Here is a 2244-nt window from a genome sequence, read left to right as displayed (position 1 = left end):
AGTAAAGAAAGGGCTAAGGCACTGAGTTATTGGAATCAATTTGACTCAGTGCCTTGGTGTTTATACCTCTATTATTAAACCCCATGTTAACTGTACCTTAGCCATTATTTTCCCTTATCCTTTTTGAGAAAATGGACAGTCGCCAGCTTAACGAATATTCATCAAGGCCAGCGGATTTACGTATCTAACCTGAGTTCTGGATAAGAAGTGTCGCTCCAATGGGGTTTAAGATTATAATTCAATAGCTTACGCATTTACACCCAAGTTGTTTTACTCTAAAGCTTACTCGGTGACGAAATTTTTCGTGCATAGTAAGGCGGATTGGCGTACGTAATAACGTGTTATTGCTAGACAATCCAACGCTGCTAGACACAAAAAGGGCGTTATCGAGAGGCTCGGCTTATCCAGTATTCAGGTTATTTATTACCCCGTAAAAGCCAGCGATTATATCTGCCTATCAGGCGAGGTGGTTAAGTCATATTTGTCTGTCACCATAGTGATTAGTAATTTGTTATAAATTCTGTGACTTAGACTCCGTTGGCTGCACTAAATGTTCATTTTTCTCGCTGTATTTTTCTTTAATAAATTTAATGTTCGCATTGAGCTCCATGATTTCTAATTGTGAATCACGGGCCACGTCACGTATTTCTTTGACTCGCCTCGTAATAACAAAAATAAATATGGGAACCAAGAGCCACAATATAATGAATGCTACATACACCATGATCCCTACGAGCCCGAAACTACCTAAAATACCTTCCATATAAAACCTACTCCAAAAATAAAAAGTCTGATGGTTAACAATGCTCTGAACTAACTTCCAAAATAACAACTTTATGCTACATATCAGATTGTTACATATTGAAAAATTAGCTGTAAAGGTGAGTTTTTTAACCTGGCGTGGAATGTGCCTAGTAGGCGTTGAACAACTCTCACTTTTATATGAAGAAGATAGAAAGGGGGAGGAGTAATCATGTATGCACGGCAATGTTTATTGAGTTTGAGATATTTTAACTACGCGCCAGGTACGGAGCATATGATGGATGCGTTTAAGCGCCATACCCACCATCAAGGGCTGGGAGTCATGACCAAAGCCAGATAGATGCGACAGCGCGCTTAAAGCAAACTTAAAGACCACAACCCATGCATATCTTGCAGACCAGCCCCTTGCCTACGATTTCACCTTGCGCTGCCTTTCCCTTTCGACGCTCTTTATTTCAGTAAAAATATTCGAACTACTGGCCCCGAACATTCTAATGATTTTAGGGTGATTCCACCTCGAATATTGGAGTGATTATTACCTGATTAATATGTTGGGTGTTTTTGTATCTTGGTGTCGTCGAGTGTCAATTCGAAATAAATTAACATGGGTGTCTTCGTATCTTTACTCCCCAGGCAGCACCTGCATTGTTGATAAGAATGTCTATTTTCGGCTCGCGTTTAAGCATTTCTTCAGCGAACGCATCAACTCCTGCCATGGTCGATAAATCAGATTGAATCGCTATGCACTCACCTAAACCGGATAGTTCAGCGGCGGTTTGCTCAAGCTGCTCAAGTTTACGTGAAGTGATATAAGTTTTAACGCCATTTTCCACAAAGCCACGGGCGATCATGGCGCCTATTCCACTAGAGCCACCCGTAACCACTGCAATTTTGCCTGCCACTGAAAAAAAATTATTCATCTACGTTCCTTATCTTAATAAAGCGCCAAGCATAAGGCGCTTAGTTATTTTTGTTTTTATGTACTTGGTCTGGCGTAAAAACGCCAAGGGCGATTCACAAACAGGCCGCTCTTGGTGCTTATATCCATGGTGCTGATCTAAATATAAGAGCCAAGTTCGCGGCTAATGTTTTGGCTGGTTCTGGTTCTTGGCTCGCGACCTTTCTCGAAAAAAGCCAAATACTGAATAAGCAACGAGCGCGAAGCAAATTGCGGCAACTGCACCAGCAGGGTAGGCCATTAAAGCCATGCCGGTATCCCAGCCGTAGATAGCCATAACAAGGCATATCACACCCAAAGAGAATTCTATTAATAAACTTTCCCAAGGTAGTTTTTGGTCTGAATTTATTGGCCTAGCAAAAAAATTCACTTTATAGGGCATTTATCTTCATCCTTAACGTTACATTGGATGCTGTTTTCTTGAGCGCATTACTTATAAAAAACACCTAAAAAAATGCCACCTAAATGATTGCACCTAAAACGCAGCTCCTAAACCGTTGCACTTCAATGCAACCCATCCTGAG

The 2244-nt window shown here is 41.0% G+C and carries 2 protein-coding genes; both read right to left on the bottom strand.

Annotation, left to right across the window (positions count from 1 at the left end; genetic code table 11):
- Positions 1–511: 511 nt before the first annotated feature.
- Positions 512–763: a hypothetical protein gene (locus tag GMES_RS14290; RefSeq protein ID WP_006993436.1), complete on the bottom strand. Its 252-nt coding sequence runs from the start codon at positions 761–763 to the stop codon at positions 512–514.
- Between the two features lie 598 nt (positions 764–1361).
- Complete coding sequence (locus GMES_RS14285) at positions 1362–1682, bottom strand: SDR family NAD(P)-dependent oxidoreductase (RefSeq protein ID WP_006993433.1); 321 nt, start codon at positions 1680–1682, stop codon at positions 1362–1364.
- Positions 1683–2244 lie beyond the last annotated feature (562 nt).

The sequence above is a fragment of the Paraglaciecola mesophila KMM 241 genome, from assembly GCF_000315015.1.
In the GTDB taxonomy this organism is placed as follows: Bacteria; Pseudomonadota; Gammaproteobacteria; order Enterobacterales; family Alteromonadaceae; genus Paraglaciecola; species Paraglaciecola mesophila.
The sequence above is the reverse complement of the archived record's forward strand: the minus strand, read 5'-3'. Positions and strand labels throughout refer to the sequence as shown.